Source organism: Shewanella marisflavi (genome assembly GCF_023283925.1).
Taxonomy (GTDB): domain Bacteria; phylum Pseudomonadota; class Gammaproteobacteria; order Enterobacterales; family Shewanellaceae; genus Shewanella; species Shewanella marisflavi.
The window spans coordinates 1,044,294-1,068,057 of sequence record NZ_JAKIKX010000001.1; the positions used below are offsets into that span (position 1 = coordinate 1,044,294).

Genomic DNA, 23,764 nt, shown 5'->3' on the forward strand with positions numbered 1-23,764 from the left:
GGCGGATTTGAACAATCTTATTTTAGTTGGTAAAAGTCAGTTTGGTTACCACCTTGATTCATATAAATACTGTCAATATCTCTCTTCAATGTATAATATAACGTTTATATGTTTTGACCTAGGGAAAAGGAAAATAGAGCTTGAAGGAGTAGATGTCATCTATGTTAATTATAAAGGAGGTAAAATATCTAGGATTCTGGATTTGATAAAGATCGTATTAGTTCAAATTGCAGGAAAGAATGATTGCTTCGTCTTTGTTAATTACTTTTTGGGGTGTTCTTTATTACCTCTTATAAGTTTTTTTTCCAGAAATAAATGTATTCTTCATTGCGATATACGAACTTTGCAAGTAAATGCTGGCTGGCTTCAAACTACTATTTCAAATTCTATTCTTAATATTGAGTTGCTTTTATTTTCGTCGAAGTCAGTTATTTCTCAAGGTATAAAAAGAAAACTTTTTTTCATCGGTGATGCATCAATCCTTCCGTTAGGTGGAGATGCTATTAGCCATAAGGTTACTTTAGAGGGGAGACCTACTCTCTGTTATATAGGCACTTTTAATGGAAGGCATCTTATTGAAACTGTTAAAGGCTTTCATAAGCTGATATTAAAAGAAAAAAATCGTGGTTTGACTTATGACATTATTGGTTCTGGGGATCCCATAGAGGAAGAAGTATTAACGAGCTATATATCACAAAATAATCTATCTAATGTTATTAGATTGCATGGCTATTTAACTCATGAAGATTGTTCAAAAATAATTGAAAAAGCTACAATTGGAGTATGTTTTTATCCTATAAATGACTCATATCAACACCAACCTCCAACCAAGCTTTTTGAATATATACTTAGCGGTTTACCATGTGTATCTGTAGAAACTGTTGAAACTAGAAAATATATTAATAAATATAATGGCGTTTTAATAAAAGACAATGCTGAGTCATTTAGTAGTGGAGTCCAGGAAATACTTGATTATCGCGATTGGGATACTGAAGTGATTAAATCATCTCTAAAACACTGTATGTGGAAAAGAATAGTAGAATCTAAATTATTGCCTATATTAGGCTCGGCTTTCAAAAATAGATAAGTTATGACTCCTGCATTTAACCATCAGTATCTCAAGTGGTCAATTTATACTCTCGTTGTTTTTATATTTTTACAAAGTGTATTATCTTTTTCTTTTGGGAATGATTTTTTATCGATACACGGTTTTCTGCATCTATTTGTGCTCGTACTTTATTTTGTTTTGGTTTATTTGTCTTTAAAGTCAAATGTCCAGGTTTCAATATTTTATATAGTAATCTATCAAATATATTTTACTTTAGCCTTATATTTCTATTACTCCGCTTTAGGTACACCTTTAGGTATCGGAATACCTGATGCACTTTTTTATGACCAATTGGCAAGGGAAAGTGTAGATTTAAGTATTTACGATTCAATTATAGGTACCCTAAGTAGTCACGATTTAGGTGATCTTGGTTTTACGCAGTTAACTCGTATTATTTATATGTTCCCTGGTGAACCAGTAATAAATATGAAACTGGTAAACGTATTTTTACATATCCTATCTGGCATATTCTTATTTAAAACCGCGAGGTTGCTTAAGTTTGATATCACAAGTGCTAAGTTTATAACTGTCCTGTTTTGTTTGAATCCTGCTTCTTTATATTTTAATTCAACGGGTTTGAAAGAGGCATCTTTTCTATTCGTAGTAACGATTTCTATTTATTTATGTTATGCTGCAGTTCATAAAAAATCATTAATATGTGGTGCGTTAGGCATTATTTCTATAGTATCAACGGCATTTTTTCGTGTTCCATACCCGTTGTTTTTACTATTTGGGTTTAGTGTATATTTTTATGGAGTTACCTCCGGTAGATTTAAAATAGTAATCAAGCTTTTAATTATTATATTGTTGCCATTTGTTTTAGCGATACTCTGGTCACTTTTAAAATCAAGTCTTGAACTTTGGTTTGCACTAGATTTAGGGAGGTTACAAGCACATAGACTGGGCAAAGAAAGTGTAGGTTTAGTTGAATATATCCTTCTGATCTTAGTCGGTTTAATTGGTCCAATTCCATCGTTTAATTATGAACTATCTCAGTCTAGTAGTATCCTATTAACAATACCAAACTTTATAAAAATGTGTCTTTCGGGCTACTTCATAATATCAATTTTTGAAGTGGTAAAGTTTAGGGAGTTTCAGTGGTATCCACTGTTGATTGTTTTTTTTATTAATTTTTTAATGTTAGTAATTGCAGCTTCTACTTTTGATATGCGATATGTTTATCCAATAATGCCTGTTTTTTACCTACTGGCTGGTAGGAAGTTGATAGATGGTTTTGAATTGAAATCACCTTTGTTTTTAGGTTATATGCTTTTGTGTACACTTTTGATTGTATTATACAATCTCCGATAGTTGTCGAATTGTGGTTAACAGTTTAAGGAAAGATTTACTGGTGAAGATCTTAATTAACACTCCCGATACATCACAGTTAGGAGGAGTCGCAAGTCATTATAATGGTTTGTTTAAACATTGGAACTCAAGCGTTAAGTATAATTTTATTTCAGGTAGAAATGGTGTTCCTGGTGTCATACTTTTACCTTATGATTTATTGGCTTTTTTCCTTCGGTTGTTATTTGGAACATATGACGTAGTTATACTAAATCCGTCTTTGAGAAATAAAGCTCTAAAAAGAGATGCACTATTTTTATTGTTGGCTTCATTTTTCAATGTGAAAAAAGTTGTTTTTTTTCATGGTTGGAGTGATGAGCTTTCTTCTAGAATTGATGATAATCCAATATGGTTTAATAAATTTTATGGTAAAGCTGATTGTTTTTTTGTTCTTTCTCGAAGATTTAAATTAAAATTAAATCAATGGGGGGTGAATAAGCCAGTTTATTTGACGAGTACAAAAGTAGATACTACTTTGTTGGAATATGATTTAATAAAAAAAAATGCTGATTTCTTTACGGTTTTATTTCTTGGTAGAGTTGAGGAATATAAAGGGATATTTATAGTTTTAGACACATTTAAACTTCTTAAAGAAAGTTTTCCTACTCTAAAATTAATCATCGCTGGTGATGGTTCGTCATTAAAAAACTGTATAGATAAAGTACACGAAGAAAACATTTTGGATGTTACATTTCTAGGGGAGATTAAAGGAAAGGAAGTTGCTGATGTATATACTAATGCGGACCTTTATATTCTACCTAGTTATAGTGAAGGGATGCCAACTTCTATGTTAGAGGCTATGGCTTTTGGTTTACCAATAATCACTACACCCGTAGGTGGTATCCCTGATTTTTTTGATACTAATAATATGGGATCGTTAGTTGATAGTAGAGAACCCCTAGATTTTTTTATTGCAAGTAAAAAATATTTGGATGCTCCTGATGAAATGAAGCGTATTTCAAATTTTAACAAAGAGTATGCGCAAAGTCATTTTCTCGCGTCTGCAGTTGCTTTAGATATTGAAAGGAAATTAGAAAGTTTATTTCAGGGTTCTGTTTAAAGAGTTTACCTGGTGATGGTCCATGTTCTTCAGTTAGAATCGTTGTCTTTTTGTTAAATTTTTATGGCTGTTCTAGAGGTTTGTATTGAAAAAAAATTTATTTTGGTATCTAAACCGCTTGCGTAAAATGAGTGTTCTTGAATTGTTGTCTAGAATTCAAGAGTCAATATTATTATATATAGATTCCTTCCTTGTTTATAATCACTCCATTGATTTTGGTGGTGTCGATTCGGTACGAATTGAAAATATAAAAAGCTCTCTTGGCAATGATGTTTTAAATAATACAAGTGGAATATTATCGGTGCTTTCAGATGTTGAGCAGTCTACTTTGAATTTCGATAATACTAAGCATTTTAAAAAAATACAACTTCCGCTGGAATTTGATTTGCGTGCTTATTGGGAATCCCAAAGGTTTAATCAAGTTATCATAATGGCATTGTCCGATGATTGTTCGAATCGTATTTTTGATTTTGTTTCAACGTGGATGAAAGACAATCCTCCATTGAAAGGATGCAACTACATATCTACTATGGAATGTGCGATTCGGTGTATAAATTTATATTCATCACTGGCTGTTTTAAAAGAGAAAGGGACTTTGACAGACAATTTATTACAGTTAAGTTATGATTTTTTTAATGTTAACTATAAATTGATTAAGCATAGGATTTCAAAATTTTCTTCACGAGGTAATCATACTATTTTTGAATATGCTGGCTTGGCAGTATGTTGCGAAGCTATGTCCTTGGAGAATAAAAATGAATGGGTGAAAAAAGCAATAGATGAATTTGATGCTCAAACAAATTTAGACGGTTCTGGAATCGAGCAAAGTACAGCATATCATTTATTTAATATAGAAGTTATATGGTTTATTCAACAATACTTTTCATTGAATGACTATAAATCACTTAGAATTAGTCAAGCTATAAACTTTTGTTCGTATTTCCTCCTAAAGGATAAGCTTCTTCGGATCGGCGATAGTGATAGCAGCTGTCTTTTTTCACACGTTTTTATAAAAAATAGTCTTGCAAGGAATCATACCCCAAATACCTTATTACATTTTAATGATTCAGGTATAATTATCATGTCTAACCAGAAAGCGAGCATGTATAATAAATATGGTAAACTTGGTTTGAGACCTCTTTATGGCCATGGGCATTACGATTTTTTAAGCCTTGTCATTGTTGATGAATATGGGGAGCTAATTACTGCTGATTCACAAACATATTTATATAATTCATCTAGACGCAGTAAGATGAGATCATCATATTACCATTCAATGCCAATTTGTGGTGTAGACGATTTGAAACAGGTAAGTGCTTTTTCATGGGATAGAAGCGGTTGCGGTCAGTTAGTGAGCTTAAATAAGTATTCTTTTATTGTAAAATACGTTAGGAACGACAGTGTGGAAATTGTTCGCGAAGTTCACTCTGGTAAAGATTTTTTCGTGGTCGTAGATTATGTAATTAATAGTAAGAAACCATTTTCAAGTAGTTTTTTAGTGATCCAAGATGTTTCATTGTTTAAGTTTTACTCTTTAGAGCAGAACTTTGATCTTTCCTTAACTTCATATGATAGTATAGCAGTAGAATATTCGGAAAGTTATGGCTCTATAAGTGAGAACCCTATTAGTAGAATAGAAGTAAAATCTCAGCCAAATTGCAAGTTAGTAACAGTAATTAATTTCCGAGATCAAAATATATCTAAGGGCGAAATAGTTAATTTGTTAAAAAGTAATTGAGTCAGAGAGTTTAGAGGGGGGGCGATGTATAAGGTTAATATAGCAGGACTGCCAATAGATTGTTTTAAAAGCATGGAGCAAATAGTAAATTATATTTTTGAGGATGGCAAAGGTAAAACTGCAGTAGCAATCAATCCTGAGAAAATTTTGGCATCACTAGAAGATATTAATGTTAGAAATGCTATATTAGATTCAGATATAAGGTACTTAGATGGTATTGGAGCTGTAAAATTAGCTGAGTCAAAATCAAATATGAAGTTAGTAAGAATTCCCGGTTGCGAACTATGGGAAAGGTTAATGGAGGTAGCTGGTAGTAGGCAAGCTTCAGTTTTTTTATTAGGATCTTCTTTGGATGTTGTTGTTGAAACTAAGAAAAAACTAGAATCGCAATATAATGTCAATGTGGTTGGCTTCAATGATGGATATTTTAAAGATGATACATTAATTATAAAAAAGCTTTTGCTTTTACAGCCCGATATAATAACAGTTGCGATGGGATCACCTCGCCAAGAACTCTTCATGAAGCTTTGTAGGGATGCGGGCGTTAATTCTTTTATGATGGGGGTCGGGGGAACTTATAACGTTTTTGTTGGCTCAGTCAGAAGAGCTCCAAAAGTTTTTTGTGATCTTCATTTAGAGTGGTTCTATCGTTTAATATCTGAACCCTCGAGGATCTTTCGACAGCTGCGATTACTCAAATTTGTAAAGCTTGCGATATTAAGGAAATTGTAAAGTAATTTTCGTCTGTAAGGAGTTTTCAGTGAATGCTTTTCTTTTAAATTACCATAGATTTGTTTGTTTTTTGCACGAAAAAAAAATTCCGGTTATTCCTTTTTTATTAAACAAACTCGTGTTTAGATTTTTGCTGAGTTGTCAAATAGGTATAAATACAAAGCTAGGTCGTGGTGTAGTCTTAGGCTATGGTGGCTTAGGTACTGTTATTCACGATAGAGCAATAATAGGTGATAATGTAAATATTGGTACCGGAGTGACTATCGGTGGCACTTCAAATAAGGTCGGAGCTCCAGTAATAGGTGATAATACAATACTTTCTACAGGTTCAAAAGTTATTGGCCCTATAAAGGTGGGGCGTAATTGTGTCGTAGGTGCAAATTGTGTGGTTATTTCTGATATACCTGATAATTCTTTAGTTGTCGGCGTGCCTGGTGTAATCAAGAAATGTAATATTAATATCTCTGACTACAATTAATGCTGAATCTATGTATTTGTCTGGGCTTTGTTTCTTAAGTCGATTGATCTAAACCTTTGTCTGATGTTCAGAAACGTATCAGTTACGGACTCTAAAACCAACTAAGCTATAAATCAACCAAGGCTTGCTGAACTTCTTGATTGGCGAGAAAGCCATCACCACCTTGAAAGCGACAACCTAAAAAGGAAAATAGGATAGGTCGCTTTTCTTTAGTGACTTAGCTATTACCACCTCGCTTATAGAAAAATGAACTTTTCTCTGCCACTGCGGGGCTACAAGGTTTTATAAATCCGGTGTTTCGACTTGCATAAGTGCATTAATGCTATAAAGTTTCACTTGTATCAGTAGTGCGTCAAGGTTGTTAAAAATTTATTTAAAGCTAAGACTTGGAGCGCCATCAATAACTTGGCCATTGATGCCACAGAGTAAAGTTTATGGCGAAGAATAACGGAAAGTGAAGTAAGTATGGTACAGATGGTGAACGTCGAATTTTGTACAAACTTCACATTGCAATCGATACACATAGTCACATTATCATAGCGGCTGAGCCAGTTTATAGAATTAGAGTCACGCTTAAGTGCTGCTCAATTTATAGAAACTAAGTCATCTAATAATCCACACTAATTCTGGTTAAAGCTCCTATGACCCATAACCGTACCATGAAATTATCCGTCGAAAATGTGCTTTTAATTTTTTTTAGCCACGCGAAGGCGTAGTTTATGGGTATCAAAGGGATTTATGCAATGTGGTGGCGAGCTTCCGAAAATTACAATGTAGGTAAACGCTATAGCTACCTTCGTTGTTCCATCTAGGAAACTGTTATGTATAGAAAAAGTGAGTACTGGCTGGAGGGGGGAGCAAGAAGAAATTATAACATTCAAGTAGTGAAAGGGATACCATGGTAAAAAAATTAAACAAAACAACTGGGCTAGGTATTCCTGAATTCCATCTTCTTGCTCGATATTGAATAACTTAAACTGGGGCGACTGATTCGATTTAGGAAACAAATCCTTTTTATCTTTGCTATCGTGTGAGCATCGGCGTCATCAATAGGAACATCATCGAGTATAAAACTATTGCTTTTTAATATATGAAAATTTCCATTAGCCTGTTTTGTGACCATTAATCAATGGGATGCCGAACTAATGAGACGGTTTAGAGACACAATCTCACGACTGTCTCATTTTTGTGCAAATCACGGTTACTTGATTATTTTGTTAGACTTTTCTGCGTTATAATCGCCTAGTTATCTATTGGGATGTCATTGCATTACAGCTTTTTTTGTTTGTTGTGAAGCCCTCTCAGTATTGACTAACTGATTGAAATTAAAGACATGGATGTTTTGTTCAGTATGCTTTTCGTGCTGGTATAGAGCATGCTTTGTAACCGAGCATGATGAGTCCTACTTTTAATTATCATTTTGGTTTAGAAAACCATCGAGTTTAGTATGTCGACCAGTTTATCCGTAGTCAGTGTATTTTTAAGTTCGTTTGTCTTTTTGTTTGTATACCGTAAGTTAGCTAAAAAAATTGGCTTGGTCGACAAGCCTAATGAGCGCAAGTTACATGTAGGCCAAGTGCCATTGATTGGTGGCATTTCAATCTTTACCGCTATCATGCTGAACATCTGTTTGGTGTTCGATGTGACGAGTAATGTGATGCTTTACATGGTTTGCTCCACGGTACTGATTGTACTAGGTGTGCTTGATGATCGATTTGATCTCAGCTTTAAAGCCCGTTTGTTGGTGCAGGCAGTGATTTCGATGGCGATGATTTTGATCGGTTATAAGAGTCTATATTACTTAGGCTTTATTGCTGGTGATGATGCGTTGATCCTACCAACTTTTGTCAGTTATGTCGTGACTATTTTTGCCGTGATCGGGGCCATTAACGCCTTTAATATGGTTGATGGCATTGATGGTTTGTTAGGTGGATTAGCTTTGGTGACCTTTGCTGCACTGGGTTATATGTTTTATGGTGCAGGGCAGATAGAGTTAGCACACTTTTGTTTATTGCTCATGGTGGCGATGCTGCCTTATATCCTGCTGAATTTAGGTTTTCCATTTGGTCGCCGTTTTAAAGTGTTTATGGGCGATGCCGGCAGTATGTTTATAGGTTTTACCGTTATTTGGTTGTTGATTGAAGCGAGTCAGGATCAACAAGAGGTCGTCATTCGTCCAGTTACTGCTTTGTGGTTTATCGGGCTGCCGTTAATGGATATGGTGTGTATCATGTCGCGCCGAATCAAGAAAGGTCAATCACCGTTTAAGCCCGATAGAGAGCATTTGCATCACATCTGCCAACGTGTCGGCATGTCGCCAAGAGTATCATTATTGGTGATTTGTTTGATTGCGACCATGATGGCGGCTGTAGGCGTTTGGTCCGAGTATCTCGAGATTAATGAAACTGTGATGTTTGTCTCATTTTTGTTGGTATTTGCTTTGTACTATCTCGCGATAAGTTATGTCTGGCGCATTACTGCATTCATGCATCGATGGTTTAAATTCACAAAGCCATCGTAAAATATACCTGACTTCAGTTACAAAGTTACAGTGTTTTATGTTGAACCGTTTTTACCTTGTCATATAGAGGTTATACTGTATGACTGGTAGTTGTTGGCGGTAGGGATCGGTATGGATCCTCGTCATTCTGTATTGGCTTAGGGAAGAGAGTTTATGGAATACTTTATACCGTTTGTGACGGTGTTTTGCTTAACGTGTGCTGCGATTAAGTTGTTTCACCCAATTGCGGAAAAAGTCGGCTTAGTAGATTTACCCAATGAAAGGAAAACACATGTTGGCGCCATACCGTTAATTGGTGGGGTGGCTATTTATTGTAGTGTCCTGCTTGTTTCCAGTATTGTGTTTGAACAAAATCAGGTATTTAACCTTTACTTGATTTCTGCTGCACTGATATTGTTTTTGGGGGTACTGGACGACAAATATGATTTGTCTGTCCGCGTTAGAATCGTGGCGCAAGTGATCACAGCTTCGATCCTGGTCTTTGGTGCAGGGTTTTATCTTACATCACTGGGTCACATCACTTATTTCTTTGAGTTAAAGCTTGGATATTTAGGTGTTTTTGTCACCATATTGGCTGTTATTGGTGCAATTAATGCCTTCAATATGGTGGATGGTATCGATGGCTTAGCTGGCATGTTGAGTCTCGTCACTTTTACCTCACTCGCATTGCTGTTTTACGCTGCTGGTAATGACTGGTTTATTCTTCCTTTACTTTTTATTGGCGCAATAATCGGTTACTTGATATTTAATTTGAGATGGCCTTTTGAAACCGTTCAAAAAATCTTTATGGGTGATGCAGGGAGTATGCTGATTGGGTTGACTGTCGTATGGCTGCTCGTGTTGGGGGTTGAAGCGGATGTTCGGGTATTTGCACCCGTTACTGCCCTGTATCTGATTGGTATACCGTTAATGGACATGGCTGCAATCATGTACCGCCGAGTTAAAAAAGGGATGTCACCTTTTAAGCCTGACCGGGATCACCTCCATCATATATTTGAAAGAGCGGGTTATAGTCGAAAACAAACCCTGCTACGGATCTCTCTGGCTTCTATAGCGCTGGCTGCACTAGGTATTTCGGGAGAATGGTTGCATGCACCTGAATGGATTATGTTTTTGGGTTTTGTCGGGATTTTTGTGGCCTATAACTGGGCATTAGCACACATTTGGCAAATATTGACCTGGCTTCGTAAAGCTTAGCTTATTGAGTTATTGGGGAAAAATCCTCTCATGAGGATTTTTTTGTGCGTTTTATATAACCGGAATGTTTATGAAAGTTGTTATTCCCGTAGCGGGCCTTGGTACCCGTATGCTTCCTGCTACCAAGGCTATCCCGAAAGAGATGCTGCCATTAGTAGATAAACCGCTTATTCAATATATAGTGAATGAGTGTGTTGCTGCTGGTGTGAAAGAGATTGTGTTGGTGACTCACGCCAGTAAGAACGCTATCGAAAACCACTTTGATACCTCCTATGAGCTAGAGTCGACGCTTGAGAAGCGTGTAAAGCGTCAGCTGCTTGAAGAGGTGCAATCAATTTGTCCTAAAGACGTGACAATTATGCATGTACGTCAGGGGGAAGCTAAGGGGTTAGGTCATGCGGTGCTTTGCGCTAAACCTTGTATTGGCAATAACCCTTTCGCTGTCGTATTGCCGGATGTGATCTTGGATGAGTACAGTGCCGATCAAAGCTCCGAAAACCTGGCTGCGATGATCAAACATTATAAAGCGACTCAAGCTAGCCAAATCATGGTAGCGCCAGTGGCTCTAGATGAAGTAAACAAATACGGGATTGCCGATTGTGGCGGAGTGGATATCGCACCTGGTAAATCATCAGTCATTAAGGCTATGGTTGAAAAGCCGGCCATCGATGAAGCTCCATCTAATCTTGCTGTTGTAGGTCGTTACGTTTTGTCTGAAAAAATCTGGGACTTGCTGGCAAAAACTCCCGCAGGTGCAGGTGATGAGATTCAATTGACAGATGCAATCGACATGTTGATTGAATCTGACACAGTCGAAGCCTTCAATATGACAGGTAAGTCTCATGATTGTGGTGATAAGCTTGGTTATATGACCGCTTTTGTTGAATATGGCCTGCGTAATGAAAAGCTGGGCGCGGAGTTTGCTAAACAGATTAAGAAACTGATTTAGTTTGTAGCTGCAATTTTGGTAAACGATTTTTAATTGGTATTTAGGTTTTATATGTCCCGTAAATATTTTGGAACCGATGGCGTCCGCGGCAAAGTCGGTGAGTTTCCTATAACCCCTGATTTTGCCATGAAGCTAGGTTGGGCTGCCGGTACTGTTTTAGCTTCATCTGGCACTAAAGAAGTATTAATAGGCAAGGATACTCGTATCAGTGGCTATATGTTAGAAACCGCTATGGAAGCAGGTTTATCTGCGGCAGGAATTGATGTGGCTTTGGTTGGCCCAATGCCGACACCAGCTGTTGCCTATCTAGCCTCAACTTTCCGAGCTGATGCGGGTGTTGTGATTAGCGCCTCTCATAATCCGTACTATGACAACGGCATTAAATTCTTCTCAAATTCGGGTACCAAGCTCAATGATCAGCAAGAGCTTGAAATCGAAGCTTTACTTGAGCAAGCACTTAACCACAATGCTATGCAATGTGTGCCCTCTGCTGAGTTAGGTAAGGTTCGCAGGATTAATGATGCCGCTGGTCGTTACATTGAATTCTGCAAGGGCGTTTTTGCAAAAGATCTCAGCCTGTCTGGACTTAAAATTGTTGTAGATAGTGCTAACGGCGCCGCTTATCACATTGCGCCTAACGTATATCGTGAACTTGGTGCAGAAGTTATCAGCATCAATGAAAAGCCTGATGGTTTAAATATTAATGAACATTGTGGCGCGACCAGTCTCGATAGTTTGCAGACCGCAGTGATGGTGCATGAGGCAGATTTAGGCATTGCGCTAGATGGTGACGCTGATAGGGTTATGTTCGTTGACCATAACGGGCATGTTGTTGATGGTGACCAAATTCTCTTTATTCTAGCGAGTGCCGGCAAAGCCAATGGTACCTTTGAAGGTGGTGTCGTTGGCACTTTGATGTCAAACCTGGGTCTTGAGCTCGCGTTAAAAGAGCTAAATATTCCGTTTGTTCGGGCCAAAGTGGGTGACCGCTACGTGGTTGAGCAACTTAAAGAAACGGGCTGGAAGCTTGGTGGAGAAGGTTCTGGTCATATTTTAGATCTTAACTATGCTTCAACCGGTGACGGGATTGTAGCTTCGTTATTAGTATTGCAAGCCGTTTTGAAAGCACAAACCAGTTTGGCTGAAGTTGCATCGGGTATGAAAAAACTGCCGCAGGTGTTAATTAATGTTCGTTTGACACAAAACAATGCCGATCAAATCATCGAGTCTCAAAGTGTTAAACAAGCTGTTGCTGAGTCAGAAGCCATTTTGGCTGAAAATGGTCGCGTGCTATTACGTAAGTCGGGCACAGAGCCATTAATTCGCGTTATGGTCGAGTCCACTGATGTTGAAATGAGTCAACAGCAAGCTGAAGCGATTGCACAGGCTGTATCTACGGCAGGTGTTTAAAAAGCTTAATTTTTACTAGTTGTAGACCTATTGATGCCACTATCCTCTAAGGTAGTGGCATTTTTTATTTTAAACTCATTTTTTACACGGCTGTTGTTCTGGGTTTGCTTGGTCAATTCAGTTTTAAAGCTTATTGAAGAGAGCGTACTTTGAAAGGTATTTTACTCGCCGGTGGCACTGGCACGCGGTTGTATCCCATCACACGTGGCGTATCTAAGCAGCTGCTGCCTGTGTATGACAAGCCAATGATCTATTATCCGCTCTCTGTTCTTATGCTAGCGGGGATCCGCGATATTTTGATCATCACGACTCCAGATGAGCAGATGTTGTTTCAACGTTTACTCGGCGATGGCAGTGATTTTGGTATTTCGCTTTCCTATCAAGTACAGCCAAAACCTGGAGGGATAGCACAGGCCTTTATTATTGCCGAGGAGTTTATTGGTACCGACAGCGTGTGTTTAGTGCTGGGAGATAATGTTTTTTATGGGCTGGGGTTCAGTCTCACGCTGAAACAGACTGTAGCTGACCTTAGTAATGCAGATTCAGTAGGAGCGACTATCTTTTCCTATCAGGTCGACCATGCAGAAAGGTTTGGCGTGGTGGAGTTTGATGCTGATTTCACCCCCTTGGCAATCGATGAAAAACCAGCTTTCCCTAAATCTAACTGGGCGGTAACCGGACTCTATTTTTATGACAATCAAGTCATCGACATCGCTAAAGAGTTAAAGCCATCAAAACGTGGCGAGCTTGAAATTACTGAAATCAATCAATCCTATTTAGAGTGCGGGCAGCTAAAGGTTGAATTATTGGGACGGGGTTTTGCCTGGCTCGATACCGGTACGTTCGACAGTCTGCAGCAGGCTTCATCTTTTGTTCAAACCATAGAAACTGTGCAGGGTCTAAAAGTGGCTTGTCTTGAGGAGATAGCCTGGCGTAATGGCTGGCTGACTAATGAGGATATTTATCGTCTTGCCAAGCCTATGTTGAATAACAGCTATGGTCAGTACTTACGTTCACTCGTGACCCCATAGGGCTTAGTAAAGGAAAGGTGTGCTAGGTTTGTATTAGTCATGAGGGAGCTGAGAAAGCGACTGGCTAAGACTACTGACAATGGATATCAGTGCTTGCTTCAATGTTTTGCATAGGACTCGTTGAACAGTCAGCTTTGTCGGTTGCGCCACCCAAGTACAAGCCACTCATTTAGTGTTCGATGGGAGAGAGGAACCAACTGGAACAATTGCCCACTCAATTTCAGTGAGCAATTGAATAAACCAGTTGATTGCGGATTTACGACGCGACGGCTTCTGAGCTCATGAGTTGATCAAAAGCATTTCCGTCATTGCGAGACGCATTAGCGACATAAGGGGCATAGACGTCAAACAGTAACCGTGTATCACTGTGGCCCAGTAGCTGAGATATGTAGAGTGGGTTTTCAAGGGCTGCGATATGTAATACCGCAGCCGTATGACGGGTTTCATAGGGGCGGCGCTTTTTTAACCCCGCGCTTTTCAATGTCGGGTACCATAATTTTCGACTGACATAGTGGGTTTGCAGTGGTGTACCTGAAGGCCCTGTGAACACAAAATTACTGCCTGAGCGATTGGCGGCTTTGATCCGCTTAAATGCATCATACACAGTGTCGCACATTTTCAGATCTCGACGCGATTTCGGTGTTTTCACATCACATACCACCCCGTTGACCCAGTTTTGTCGAATACGGATCAATCGGTGCTCAAAATCGATATGTTCCCATTCCAATCCATGCACCTCACAGCTTCGCATGCCAGTCCAAAACCGGATAATGAAATAGTCTTTCCACTGCTCAGGGACCACAGAAAGAAAGCAGCGCACTTCGGCAATGGTCATGGGGTAAGACTCTGCCTTTTCTTCTTTCAAGGAGCGGTAGCGCCGTAATGGGTACTCAAACTTAAACTCTTCAGATGCTAGGCTGGTAATGGCGATGAGTGGCCACAGAATGTTATTCACGCGGCGATTGGAGAGTTGCCGAGTTCCATCTTCCTTCTTTATATCCAGTAATTTCTGACGAAAGAAATCAATTTGAGTCAGACTGACTTCATTGACTAAGGTATTGCCAAACTCTGGGATGAGATATTTTGTCAGCGCTGTTCGAACACTGCCTTGATAACTTTGCTTCCACTTGGCCTTTTGGCGTTCAAACCATTGGTTGGCGTAGTTATCAAAGAAAGGGTACTGACGGTCGGGATGTCGCGTTCGTTGCAGTTGTTCAAACAGAGCGACCTTTTTACTGTTGGGGAAGTAGTCTCGGTACTGAAAGCTACCTAAGTCTATCTCAGCATTCATCTGCTTTAGGGTGGCTTTAGCGCTGGCCAAGTTTTTCGGGGTGGCCATCATTTTAGTGCCTTCACGAAAGCGTTGGCCGTAAAGGTGTAGGTCGAACTGAATACGCCCATTAGGGCGAATACGAATATGAGCCATAATCGTCTCCATCAAATAGATCTGTCCCTATCCGATGGAATTCGTTAAGATCTCGCCATCGGCTGGGGGTGCTTAATAGTCCGTCGCAGCCGGTACGGGGCAGGGTGGTTGCCGCCATCCTGTCCCAACTGCTTCTTTACCAGGTTAACCGGGTTATGAAAACCCGCAACTGAACCTGAAACGCCTCATTTCCCAATAGTCCGCACATTGCAAGTATTGGTTAAAAAGACAGCTACCAATATATCAACCACTGGTTTTTTGTCCAGTGGTTTCTGCTTGAATTCATCACTTCATAATGACTTTTCTAATATCGAAACGGTGCTAAAGATCAGCACTTGAAAATAAGCTTAAGTAAACGCCCTTCGATGACTTGAGTACTGGCTTACAGACCCTAACAGAAGCGATGAAGTGCCTCTTGCCCTCAATCATGACCCTATCGCTGCTGCAATTTAAAGAAACGAAGGGATGACGTTTCATTTCTGAGCGGTAAACGCTGGTCAACTAGCATCTGATTTTATTCTTGCTGGTGCAGTACACTCGCTGGTAAACCGTATACCGCAATCACATCCAATACTTTAAGGGAGTACTTGGTTTCATATACTGCCCTACCCATCAGTTTGCCGTACATGGTGCCAGCCTCATTGGAAGATAAGCCGCTTTTTGAGAAGTCGAAGTTATTGATGGGCATTTGTCTTATTTGTTCGATATAAAGCTGGTCTATCACTTTTTGGCTTTCACTGCGTAGGTCCTCTTTTTTATAACCCCAGCTTTCTTTTGCTATCACGCCAACGGGTAGGTTGGATAGGTCGTATATTTTTCTATCTCTAAGAAAGATCTCTGCTTGTTTCAATTTATAATCGCGGTGTTCATAGTTGAGTGGTATAGCACCGTTCATGAGAGCGTTCGCTAAAAAGACTGTGGCTAGACTGAGCATGGTCGGATCCTTTTAAGTTCATAAACATTGCGATTTCAATCATAGAGGCAAGTCAAGATCCGGCAACTGTGTGGAAAGTCAACCAGCTCACGTAGGATACGCAGAGAGTTTAATGATGTGGCTGGCGCATTTAGTAAAAACGTTCTTTGGAGTCGTAGCTATTTCACAGGAACGTGCGGGGGGGCGCCATTAACGGTGATCAAGCAATACATCGAGCAACAGGATAGACCGTATTAAGATCCTACGCATCTTTGGCTATTCCCCTCCCTGCTGCTTCGCAGGGAGGGGAATAGCCATTTAGGATGGCAGCGATTGAAAAGTGTACAGCGCTATACATCCCCAAAGCCAAACATATCACCTTGGCTATCTTCATCGCCTGCTGCATCTTGTTGTTTAAGCTTTGTTTCTAACTTATTTTTTGATTGCTGTACCAGATCCATTTGGGGGGAGGCGTATTCGATATCAGTGACACTTTGACAAGGAGCTGTATTATCTCGGTTGTTATAAAAACCCAGCTTTAGCTCACCTTGAGCATTCACAAGTACCGCGATTTTCATGTGGTCAGCACTGGTAATATCTTTGATCTTCACCTTGCTCAGCTGGCTTAGATTGATACTGTATAACATGGGCTTGTCACATTCGATATGCTTAGTACGGATAAAACGGTTACTACCAGTTTCTTCAACTAAACTAGCAAGCATGACATAGTCTTCATTGACATAGAGTAGGGCCTGATTGGCTTTTTTTAACGGCGTAATTGACAAGTATTTTTCGAGATCTTCCTTAAAATCATAAATGTTGATGGTCATTTTCGCCTCTGTGCGATAAGAGGTTGCTTTTTTTAATCGATATTCGCGTAACGATGCCAGTGAGCTTGAGCTCACGAAGTTGTCGTTACTAAATATCGCACGCTCATCATCAAGGTAATACAGGATCTGTTCAGCATCCGTGGTGTGGCAGATCCTATCTAGTTGTAGCATGCTTTGTTTGTTGAGCAATATCCCATCCGTTACTTGCATATTCTCAGGCAGTGCACTGATTTGGATGTTATTGTCACGCTCAATGCGGACTTTTTGTTGTTCTTTATTGAGCTCAAACACGTCGAAAGGTCGATGCGCATCAGCTACCTCAAGGATCATCCTGGCGGAATTTGTGGGTAAAGCTTGATAAGCTAGATTTTTATGTTGTTCAAGAAAAGTGAGATGTTTCTCTATTGGCGGTTTAGCTTGAATATATATAAGTGATACTTGTGCCATCAGACCGTTGAGCAAAGGTAACTTTGGCTGTTTACCGTACTCAACTTCTAGGTTCATTGGCGGGTGGTCTTCGGTGTTTTTTAGCTCAGCCAGCCACCAAGTTTTAAAACTACTGGCACATAATGACCATTGACCCTTTTTGAGCCCCCAGTTGCTGTTAAGGGGTAACTTAACTAGCATGGGGAAGTCGCTCGGGCCACCGATCAAATAGCCTTCCTCTCGGCTTTCTATCACAACCGTGACATACGCAATAGGATCTTTATGGCTGATCGCATCGACGAGGTAGCTTATGCTTTTTTTACTGTCAGCATGAAATTCAAGTTTTGCCATGATGTTTTCCTTTTTTTAAGCGGTGATAGTTAATCAATCTGCAAAATACTGAGCGAGTGGGCCCTGAAATATTGCTGCGGATAAGGGAGTGTGCAGTGTGATGTTAAGGCTGGTGTCACCAGTCGGTATCACGTTATGCAACACGGTGTCTTGTTTGCGAGCAAAACAGCTTTTAACTAATGCGAGCTTATGACTATTAAGACTTTTCCGGTTGTGAATTAAAGTCAGTGTCGCAGCGAAATATTTAAGTGGGCCGTGATGGCATAAAGTCTGAAATGCTTTAAGCGTGCGTTGGTTACAAGGGCAGTTAAATACAATATCCAGCTGGCGTGGTTCGGTGCGTCTTGCCGCGTTTTCACTCGTGAGCGCTTCAACGAACGTTGCTCCGCCGAGGTGATTAATCGCTGTACGCTGCTTTTTATTCACAACCAACCGCTGATGTTGTCCTAAGAGTTGCCATGCTTGGCTAAGGGCCTTCATCGTAAGCTCACCAGTTGTTAGCATGCGCAAAGCCTGAGCATTCATAAGTTGAAATGCTTGACCGCTATACCATTGCTTTGGTGTGTGAGTTGTCCATTGCTTCAGCCACTCATCGTCATTCCAATGCTGCTTATGACGAGATGCAGGTAGGTTGGGAACGATCCTTTGTAGTAGTTGCGCCTCGCTGAAGTAGGGTTGATAAGACTTTTTGTCTTGTTCCGACAATGCAGCATAGTCCGGGCTGAGCTCCGCAAGCACTCTGGATACATCATTAGATCCTGCAGGCATATCCAACAGATAGCGCAACTCGTCGCGGCTATAGTGACGTTTGTGTGGTTTAAACAGCAGAATGATCCGTTCAAGCCCATGCAAATAATGGCGACGTGTGGTTGCATAGTGTGCATGACCAAATTGGGCGCTGATCACATCAAGAAGCAAGCTGTCGTTGACCTGGCTAAAATCGCGGCCCTCGAGCCAAAATTGAAAGCGTGCCAAGCAACTCTTTTCAGTCAGCATGGTTTGCATTACTTTGTCATTAAGTATTGAAGCCAAATGGTTATCTTCACGTTCATATGCCAAATGCAACCCTTGCAGGTAGGTAAGTTCAACACCTGAATGACGTAAATGATGAAAACGTACTTGTTGTCCGAACAACCCTTTCAGTACTTGGGTCACGGGGTATAAATAGTGATTTGCGCGTGAAGTGATAGACTCACCGCACAATGCCAAAAGTGGTTGGGCGTTATCACTCTCTGCATGGACCTTCAGCACAATACGTACAAGTTTTGCCGCAACTTCGGGCATGACGACATATAAGTGACGTGTTTTCCGGTCTTTTGTTTCCCCCTCTATCGTCCCGGTGATCGTCAGCTGAAAATGGTTTGTCTGATTGACGACTTGACGAATATCCCCCACTCGAAGACGTAATACCTCTCCTCGGCGTAAGGCGCCGTAAAATCCGAGTAAAGCGGCGACACTCGCAAACAGTCTTTGCAAAGGATGACCATTGCTAGATGACAGTAAATAGTCGACAACGTGATGTACCTGGGAGACGCTGAGTCTGAAAGCGTCAATTCGTGCGGGTAAACTTGGCTTTTCAAATTGACTCAAATCGAGATGATCGGTTAAAGGCTGTTGTGCCACGCTGCGTAAAAATTGGTAGAAATGCCACTGCTGAGAATCTTTGGCATTAAGCGTTTCAAATGCTTGTTGCGCCCAGGTGGCTAATTTTTCTGGCTCACAGGCCGCTTGATACGATAAGGGAGCAAGGTTTTTATAAAAATTGCTGTAGCGGTCGACCGTATCCGCTGGAAGGTTGTCACGTTTAATTCCGCCTTCGATGAACAACGACTCACAAAAGTGAAACAGCAGTTTGGACAGGATGTTATCTTGACGCCAACAGGGCTCCGCTGGCACTACGGCAGATGTGTTGTTTTTACTGCGGTAATACTTGATTAACGCTTTGTGCGGCCAATAAGTTTTGCCAGATTTTGATTGACTACCATCCTGCTTTTCTTGCGTATGGAATACGATCGGTTGATAGAGTGTTTTTTTGATTGCGAGTGGCAGCTTGGGGCTGCAATGTTGAGGTAACGTTGCGACATGCCGTTGCGGATCGGAAATATCGCGCAGCAACTCGACTGGTACTTGATAGTAGTGGTGCCACAGTGATTGAAATGTGCGCTGCCATTTCGCCGCTGTGCGTGCAGCGAGATAATAAGGCTGTGCTGATAATGCATGATTTAACGTTTGTAACAGTGCATTCGTCGTTGGCCCTTGAGTTTGCTGCTGCAAATATTGGTGTAATAGTCGATAAGCAAACAGCGGCAGTGGCAAACGAGTAAAGCTTGGATGAGTGTTGCTAGCAAAGGCGGCGATAGGCGTTGGGTGCGGTACCTTAAGGGTATATTGACCTTCAAAAAATTCAATCGGCTCAGCACTACTGAGAACCGCTTGCCAGTAGCTCAATGGCAGTGGCGCGACTTCGATGTAGAGCGCGGTAAGTAACCAAGCAAGGTCATTTTTAAGTTCGTTTTTTGGGTCAGCGATAAAGCGTCGGCGAAGTTGTTGGTAGCTTCGTACTAACTTGCCAGCATCGTCGTTGAACACTTGTATTTCGCGGTTCCATTTGAGTGCACTATCTTGACAACGTGACTCTTGCTTTGGTGGCAGGGTCCAATCACAGACATCATAAAGATATTGTAAGACTTGATCTCGTGCTTGCTTAAGTCGACGTTGTCGCCCAGTGGGAATGCTGCTTATCGCATGATTAATTTGCTTGAGACTTTCTTCACTGAGTTGGCGTTGGCTTGAGTGTTGCTTAAGCTGCAGACATACCCATTTGATATCAGTCCGAGCTTCTATCGTTACTCCCAGATCGTCAAGATAGCGTTGTAGCGTGTTGTGATCGAGCATATCAGTACTCCTCCGTGACTGGTGCTAGCTGTAAGAAATCACTAATGTCGTTAAGGTGTTTAGTGAGTTTTCTTTGCGACGCTGGGAAATGCATGTCACTGCCAAGGTGCTCACCAAAAGAAGAATGCCCCATAAGTTGATCTACATCTTGAGTCGATAACACGGGATCGAGCGCCGCTCTCGCATGCTGAGCAAAAAAGTGGCGTAGCTGGTATGGCACCACATGATCGTTTGGGAAGCATTCAGACCAGTGTTGCATCATAAATTGACGTAGTGATTTTGCGTTGAGTGGCAACGGCTCACCCTGTTCATTGATTTGAAACCACAGTAATTCAGAGGGGATATACTTTGGAAAAAGTTGATTAACTTGATGTTTGAGCCGTTCAAATCGTTGGACTGCTTGCTGAAGATAGTCAGGTAGCAACACACTGCGCCAGCGCCCTTTGTCTCTAACAATAGCGTGTTGAAAGTTAAAGCAATAAGTTTGTTCAAGCGTAATAGCATGAGTAGGGCGAACCCCCGTTAATGCGATGAACAATAATGCGAGTTCATTTGCACGAAAATTAAATAACTCGCGCAAGGTTGCTGCGGTGTACTGTGCATGACTCAGTTGCAACCCGTGTTGATGTAAATGTCGGAAAAACTGCCGTAGATGGTCTACATCCAGCATACGCTGTGAGCCAATTTCGAGCGCTGAGAGTTTGATATAGGTTTTAGTTGCTTTAGTCAGATCAAGGTGGAGCGCTGTAATTCGACCAGCTACCTGTAAATGTTCCGGCATTGGATCATTTTTATGTAACAGTGAACGCTCATTTGCTGTGATTGGAAGTGGCACGTTGAGCATCGGTGCGAGTTTTGGGTCCATTAGTACTTGACGCAGTCTGTCTAGATATCGCGTTTGTGCGTGAAAGATCTCATAACGTAGTTGATCGCTGTCTTGAGATTGATAAGCACTGGCTGAGTGATGATGCAAGCCTTCTTCACCGAGCAGTACCCGTTTACTAAGTGTTGACAGACTATTATCAAGATTGGCCAAGGTGTTGAAGTAGCCAAACAGTCCATCACGGCGCATGCGATATCGTCCGAATAATGATGTAGGTGTGCGCCACTTTGTCGTCAACCAATCAATGAAAGCCACTTTTTCTTGGATAGACAGTTCCCAATGCTCGGTAGACTGGGTTAATGCATGGCTAAAGTAGGCATTGAGTCCATTTGGCAAAGGCTGCCACTGCCATTTAATACCATAAGGAGTCTCGTGCATTAATGCATACTCTACCCAAGAGATATTATTCATACGGACTCGTCGCAGTGCATTTGCTTGGCACGGTTCACTGCCCGTGAGGATGGCTATTGTGGGGATATCTGCAGTAGTTCGGCAATCAACAAGCTCGCCTTTTAGCCAGAGATAAACAAAATAAAACAGGTGTCGATCGTACGAGTTAATCTTTTTGCTAATGCTCTGTTTTACGTGCGACTTTAATCGCGACAAAGCAGTAAGTAGTGTTAACGCTACGCTCATAGCCTCTGGGTATACACCGCCGCTATTACGGTGTCGCGCTTTACGTTTAATGGCACTTAATTTACTCATGCTTTGTCCTCAACTTTACTGTTAGCTAACTTGCTGTTGTCAGAACGGATTGCCGCTGGTGATACGCCAGCGAATAATGCTAATAGTTTTTTTTTAGGGAGCGATTGAGTGGTTAGCTTAGGGCTGGATTTAGCCGCAGTGAGCCGGGTGGCGAGCGTTTTTAGCGTTGAAGATTGATAGTTATATTGTAGAGCTGGGAACTTGAGCATTAATGTCAGAATAATCTGATCAATATTATCTGCTGAATCGTGATGCTCACAGAGTCTGATTTTTTGTTTTTGAACAAAGGGATGTTGTCGAAGTCTTGCAAACAGTGGGTCAGGCATTAAAAGCAGATAGCGCTCTGGAGCCGTAGGTATGACATGAAGAGTGATTGTCTGCAGTAAGAGCTGTATTTCGTGCTGCTGAAAATGTTCAAACACAATGGGGTTGAATCGTAGGGTTATCTCTTCGCTGAGCAAACGAGCAACTAGCGGGTGATACTCGAGGGTAAAACTGCAAATCAAACGTTGTGTTGTTTTCATATCTAGAGCCTAAAAATTACTGATTGCCCTCGATTGTATATTTAGAAAATTTTGGAATTTTGATTTTCAATGTACATTTTGAGCATTGAAAATATTTTTTCTGAGTTAGTAGGATTGATGGAAAACATGGGTAAGACTTTCGGCTACTGTGCGGGGAAGGGCTTGATTAGTGGTGATTATCATTGTCGCTAAAGCTTATTGAAGGAAGATTGGCCAAGGCCTCGTACGTAAATCAGGCTTTTAGGTGTCGCCTAGGTTGGGAGTTTTGGGTGTGGTTCAGTACTAGGAATAGGGGTAAGCGCGAATTCAACTCCGAAGTGCCCCACTCGCTAAATTAGCAATTGCGCCGTAAACCCTCGCCCGATAGGGCGGTGAGAAGTCACAAATAGACGGTACTGAGCAACCGTGACCAGCCGTCTGAGCTGTCGTTGATCAGTGCCTGACAGCAGATGACGCAACCTGGGCCATGCTAATCAGCGCCAGAATGAAGATTGAGTAGCTTAACGCCAGCTACCGTGATGATGTTTCTTTGGTGAGTAAAGAGGAGTAAACTGATTAAATAATCAACGAGGATTGTATGAAGTTCTTAGTCGCTTTTGGATTGTGTACCATGACTTTATTATACGCAGTACCTGCAAGTGCTGAGGTCTACCGCTGCGCCGATGGCGTATACCAAGCCGATCCCTGTGACGAACAAAGTAAACCCTTAGTATTGGAGAAAGGGTCAACGGTCGACATGGTGGTACCAACCCCAAGAGACCCCATCACGCCAGTGCCTGAGCAACCTCCCCAAGTTGTTGCTGTCGATGAACACCCATGTAAGCGAGTAAAAGTCGACAAAGATGCCATTCGCTTTCGTCGTCTCACGACTTGCATGACAGAGAGTCAGATGCTCAAAGCAGCGGGTCCGCAACAATATACTGTTTATGAATATTTTGATGAAGGTCGGCATTATCGAGAGTACCGTTTTACCGAACCGCGTGCAGGTTTTGGTTCTTATGCACTCGTAGAAGGGGGCTATGTCATCGATGCCGTTAGCCGTAAGAGTTATATCAACAACCAGTGAACCCAGATAGCCTTCCAACAGGCAGAATAGACATCATGGTCAGGGGCAAGTGCGTGACACAAAATTCATTTTCGCTTTTCTGTTCGAAGAGTTGGTCAATGGGGAAAAGTGTTAATATCGGAAGACATATCTGAAAAAGAGGTTGCGAGCGATGTTGGAAACAATAAGTGGCAT

Annotated in this window: 18 protein-coding genes and 2 pseudogenes; 14 read left to right on the plus strand and 6 right to left on the minus strand. The window is 40.9% G+C overall.

Annotation, left to right across the window (positions count from 1 at the left end):
• Positions 1-7: 7 nt before the first annotated feature.
• The 12 genes and pseudogenes from L2712_RS04525 (at position 8) to rfbA (ending at position 13,571) form a co-directional block, all read left to right on the plus strand.
• Positions 8-1,087 carry a glycosyltransferase gene (locus tag L2712_RS04525; RefSeq protein ID WP_248977005.1) on the plus strand — a complete coding sequence of 360 codons (1,080 nt, stop codon included), beginning with the start codon at positions 8-10 and terminating at the stop codon, positions 1,085-1,087.
• A gap of 3 nt (positions 1,088-1,090) precedes the next feature.
• Positions 1,091-2,419 (plus strand): hypothetical protein, encoded by a 1,329-nt coding sequence (locus L2712_RS04530; protein WP_248977006.1) that lies wholly within the window; start codon positions 1,091-1,093, stop codon positions 2,417-2,419.
• A 40-nt stretch (positions 2,420-2,459) separates the two neighbouring features.
• Positions 2,460-3,515, plus strand: coding sequence for a glycosyltransferase family 4 protein (locus tag L2712_RS19155; protein ID WP_248977007.1), 1,056 nt, complete (start codon positions 2,460-2,462; stop codon positions 3,513-3,515).
• Positions 3,516-3,600: 85 nt separating this feature from the next.
• Positions 3,601-5,253, plus strand: coding sequence for a heparinase II/III domain-containing protein (locus L2712_RS04540; protein WP_248977008.1), 1,653 nt, complete (start codon positions 3,601-3,603; stop codon positions 5,251-5,253).
• 24 nt (positions 5,254-5,277) lie between these two features.
• Entirely contained in the window at positions 5,278-5,985 is a 708-nt protein-coding gene (locus L2712_RS04545) for a WecB/TagA/CpsF family glycosyltransferase (RefSeq protein ID WP_248977009.1), read from the plus strand.
• A gap of 28 nt (positions 5,986-6,013) precedes the next feature.
• Positions 6,014-6,463, plus strand: coding sequence for a serine O-acetyltransferase (locus L2712_RS04550; RefSeq protein ID WP_248977010.1), 450 nt, complete (start codon positions 6,014-6,016; stop codon positions 6,461-6,463).
• Between the two features lie 112 nt (positions 6,464-6,575).
• Positions 6,576-7,430: pseudogene (locus L2712_RS04555) on the plus strand (transposase).
• A gap of 480 nt (positions 7,431-7,910) precedes the next feature.
• Positions 7,911-8,984 carry a UDP-N-acetylglucosamine--undecaprenyl-phosphate N-acetylglucosaminephosphotransferase gene (gene wecA, locus L2712_RS04560; RefSeq protein WP_248977011.1) on the plus strand — a complete coding sequence of 358 codons (1,074 nt, stop codon included), beginning with the start codon at positions 7,911-7,913 and terminating at the stop codon, positions 8,982-8,984.
• 153 nt (positions 8,985-9,137) lie between these two features.
• A complete protein-coding gene (gene wecA / locus L2712_RS04565; protein ID WP_248977012.1) occupies positions 9,138-10,181 on the plus strand; it encodes a UDP-N-acetylglucosamine--undecaprenyl-phosphate N-acetylglucosaminephosphotransferase in 1,044 nt (347 codons plus the stop codon).
• Between the two features lie 70 nt (positions 10,182-10,251).
• The gene (galU, locus tag L2712_RS04570; RefSeq protein ID WP_248977013.1) at positions 10,252-11,130 is read left to right on the plus strand and encodes a UTP--glucose-1-phosphate uridylyltransferase GalU; all 879 of its coding nucleotides are present in this window, start codon (positions 10,252-10,254) and stop codon (positions 11,128-11,130) included.
• A gap of 51 nt (positions 11,131-11,181) precedes the next feature.
• Positions 11,182-12,540, plus strand: a complete 1,359-nt coding sequence (gene glmM / locus L2712_RS04575; RefSeq protein WP_248977014.1) for a phosphoglucosamine mutase — start codon at positions 11,182-11,184, stop codon at positions 12,538-12,540.
• 149 nt (positions 12,541-12,689) lie between these two features.
• Positions 12,690-13,571 (plus strand): glucose-1-phosphate thymidylyltransferase RfbA, encoded by an 882-nt coding sequence (gene rfbA / locus L2712_RS04580; protein ID WP_248977015.1) that lies wholly within the window; start codon positions 12,690-12,692, stop codon positions 13,569-13,571.
• 256 nt (positions 13,572-13,827) lie between these two features.
• Here rfbA and L2712_RS04585 read toward each other — a convergent pair whose 3' ends face one another.
• Both L2712_RS04585 and L2712_RS04590 read right to left on the minus strand, forming a co-directional pair.
• Positions 13,828-14,997 carry a tyrosine-type recombinase/integrase gene (locus L2712_RS04585; protein ID WP_248977016.1) on the minus strand — a complete coding sequence of 390 codons (1,170 nt, stop codon included), beginning with the start codon at positions 14,995-14,997 and terminating at the stop codon, positions 13,828-13,830.
• Between the two features lie 514 nt (positions 14,998-15,511).
• The gene (locus L2712_RS04590; RefSeq protein WP_248977017.1) at positions 15,512-15,931 is read right to left on the minus strand and encodes a hypothetical protein; all 420 of its coding nucleotides are present in this window, start codon (positions 15,929-15,931) and stop codon (positions 15,512-15,514) included.
• Between the two features lie 75 nt (positions 15,932-16,006).
• Here L2712_RS04590 and L2712_RS04595 point away from each other — a divergent pair.
• Positions 16,007-16,168 (plus strand): annotated as a pseudogene (locus L2712_RS04595) (transposase); the annotation flags it as partial.
• Between the two features lie 92 nt (positions 16,169-16,260).
• Here L2712_RS04595 and L2712_RS04600 read toward each other — a convergent pair.
• From L2712_RS04600 to L2712_RS04615, 4 genes are read right to left on the minus strand one after another with little or no spacing between them, the layout of a single operon-like run.
• Positions 16,261-17,517, minus strand: a complete 1,257-nt coding sequence (locus L2712_RS04600) for a hypothetical protein (protein ID WP_248977018.1) — start codon at positions 17,515-17,517, stop codon at positions 16,261-16,263.
• 33 nt (positions 17,518-17,550) lie between these two features.
• The gene (locus tag L2712_RS04605) at positions 17,551-20,412 is read right to left on the minus strand and encodes a site-specific integrase (protein ID WP_248977019.1); all 2,862 of its coding nucleotides are present in this window, start codon (positions 20,410-20,412) and stop codon (positions 17,551-17,553) included.
• Position 20,413: 1 nt separating this feature from the next.
• Positions 20,414-22,000, minus strand: coding sequence for a site-specific integrase (locus L2712_RS04610; RefSeq protein ID WP_248977020.1), 1,587 nt, complete (start codon positions 21,998-22,000; stop codon positions 20,414-20,416).
• Positions 21,997-22,524 carry a hypothetical protein gene (locus tag L2712_RS04615; protein ID WP_248977021.1) on the minus strand — a complete coding sequence of 176 codons (528 nt, stop codon included), beginning with the start codon at positions 22,522-22,524 and terminating at the stop codon, positions 21,997-21,999. The genes L2712_RS04610 and L2712_RS04615 overlap by 4 nt, the downstream gene beginning before the upstream one ends.
• Positions 22,525-23,134: 610 nt before the next feature.
• Between L2712_RS04615 and L2712_RS04620 the strand changes: the two genes are divergently transcribed.
• Complete coding sequence (locus tag L2712_RS04620) at positions 23,135-23,590, plus strand: hypothetical protein (RefSeq protein ID WP_248977022.1); 456 nt, start codon at positions 23,135-23,137, stop codon at positions 23,588-23,590.
• Positions 23,591-23,764 lie beyond the last annotated feature (174 nt).

What these genes read in the sequence shown, in the direction of transcription:
- L2712_RS04530 (WP_248977006.1), top strand. Translation starts at nt 1,091, where the DNA reads ATGACTCCTGCATTTAACCATCAGTATCTCAAGTGGTCAATTTATACT.
- L2712_RS04545 (WP_248977009.1), top strand. Translation starts at nt 5,278, where the DNA reads ATGTATAAGGTTAATATAGCAGGACTGCCAATAGATTGTTTTAAAAGC.
- wecA (WP_248977011.1), top strand. Translation starts at nt 7,911, where the DNA reads ATGTCGACCAGTTTATCCGTAGTCAGTGTATTTTTAAGTTCGTTTGTC.
- wecA (WP_248977012.1), top strand. Translation starts at nt 9,138, where the DNA reads ATGGAATACTTTATACCGTTTGTGACGGTGTTTTGCTTAACGTGTGCT.
- galU (WP_248977013.1), top strand. Translation starts at nt 10,252, where the DNA reads ATGAAAGTTGTTATTCCCGTAGCGGGCCTTGGTACCCGTATGCTTCCT.
- glmM (WP_248977014.1), top strand. Translation starts at nt 11,182, where the DNA reads ATGTCCCGTAAATATTTTGGAACCGATGGCGTCCGCGGCAAAGTCGGT.
- L2712_RS04585 (WP_248977016.1), bottom strand. Translation starts at nt 14,997, where the DNA reads ATGGCTCATATTCGTATTCGCCCTAATGGGCGTATTCAGTTCGACCTA.
- L2712_RS04590 (WP_248977017.1), bottom strand. Translation starts at nt 15,931, where the DNA reads ATGCTCAGTCTAGCCACAGTCTTTTTAGCGAACGCTCTCATGAACGGT.
- L2712_RS04600 (WP_248977018.1), bottom strand. Translation starts at nt 17,517, where the DNA reads ATGGCAAAACTTGAATTTCATGCTGACAGTAAAAAAAGCATAAGCTAC.
- L2712_RS04605 (WP_248977019.1), bottom strand. Translation starts at nt 20,412, where the DNA reads ATGCTCGATCACAACACGCTACAACGCTATCTTGACGATCTGGGAGTA.
- L2712_RS04610 (WP_248977020.1), bottom strand. Translation starts at nt 22,000, where the DNA reads ATGAGTAAATTAAGTGCCATTAAACGTAAAGCGCGACACCGTAATAGC.
- L2712_RS04615 (WP_248977021.1), bottom strand. Translation starts at nt 22,524, where the DNA reads ATGAAAACAACACAACGTTTGATTTGCAGTTTTACCCTCGAGTATCAC.
- L2712_RS04620 (WP_248977022.1), top strand. Translation starts at nt 23,135, where the DNA reads ATGACTTTATTATACGCAGTACCTGCAAGTGCTGAGGTCTACCGCTGC.